Here is a 1,191-nt window from a genome sequence, read left to right on the forward strand (position 1 = left end):
TAACAAGAGACTATGGCGTCAATAGTTAATTTTTGAGGCTATCTGTATCCCACATAACACCATCTCTTAGCATTGAATTTAAGATAACAACCATCTTTCTCATGCAGGCAACAATGGCAACTTTTTTCGGTTTTCCTGCCGTAAGTAGTCGTTCATAAGTTGCTTTGAAAACAGGGTTGCATTGGATAGCCGACATCATCGCCATATACATAACGGTCCTAACTTGAGACCGCCCTCCTTGTATCAGCCGCTTACCTTTAAAGCGGCCACTTTCTCTTGTTATTGGTGCGACACCAATGAGAGAAGAAGCTTGTTTGTTAGTGATAAAGCCCAGCTCGGGTACATTACTAATTAGAGAGGCAGCAAGGACTTTACCAACACCAGGCATGCTTTGGAGAATAGTATTTTTGGCTTGATACTCAGGACAACTCTCAATCAGTTTCGCTATCTTTGCTTCTACTTTTTCAATCTGATTTTTCAGGGCGGTAAGGATAGGGGTAATCGTAGACGAGATATTCTTAGGTAATATTTGTAGTCGGTTTCTTTCCATGGTTTGCATGGTGAGTAGCTGGTTACGCCTTGTGACTAAGTCACTCATAAGACGTATGTTTTCGCTTTTTAGTTTGGTCAGTTCTGGCTGAACACGTTCGGCATAATGTGCGATGAGAGCGGCATCTAAACGGTCGTTCTTAGCTCGTTGACCAATGGCACCAGCAAACCTTTTAATACGTAGTGGGTTGGCAATAACATAAGGTAATTTGGCTTTGTCACAGGCGAGTATAAAAGGCATTTCTAATCGACCTGTAGCTTCGATGACGACACGTTGAGGTTTGTGTTTCTTAATGGTTTTTATGGCATCGCTGATGCCTTTTTCGGTGTTCGGGACAGTGAAGTAAATATCGAGTGGTCGGATGTAGATGTCTAATTGTGACTTACCAGTATCAACGCCGACATTAATGTTTTGAAGTGTGTTTGTATTCATAATAAGCTAACTCTTGCTTGCAAATGCGGGCTCGAGACCCAGAAGACTATTCGAGTGTGGTGCTTGGAGTTCTATCTGGCGTTCGTACTTGTTACCGGTCTCTCAATTGAGGAGCCATCGTTCAATCGAACTACCAGATAGAAGAACTTTAGTTGCAGCTAAAGTCTGGGTCTCACCTTACCCGATTGGAGTACTTATTATCCATACAA

At 42.4% G+C, this 1,191-nt stretch carries 1 protein-coding gene; it reads right to left on the minus strand.

All coding sequences use genetic code 11. The features are described 5' to 3' along the window. Window positions 1-25: 25 nt before the first annotated feature. A complete protein-coding gene (locus tag R7Z49_RS23445; RefSeq protein ID WP_033906599.1) occupies window positions 26-982 on the minus strand; it encodes an IS110 family transposase in 957 nt (318 codons plus the stop codon). Window positions 983-1,191: the final 209 nt, after the last annotated feature.

The organism is Vibrio sp. 1562 (assembly GCF_033340155.1).
Classification (GTDB): domain Bacteria; phylum Pseudomonadota; class Gammaproteobacteria; order Enterobacterales; family Vibrionaceae; genus Vibrio; species Vibrio alginolyticus.

What these genes read in the sequence shown, in the direction of transcription:
- R7Z49_RS23445 (WP_033906599.1), bottom strand. Translation starts at nt 982, where the DNA reads ATGAATACAAACACACTTCAAAACATTAATGTCGGCGTTGATACTGGT.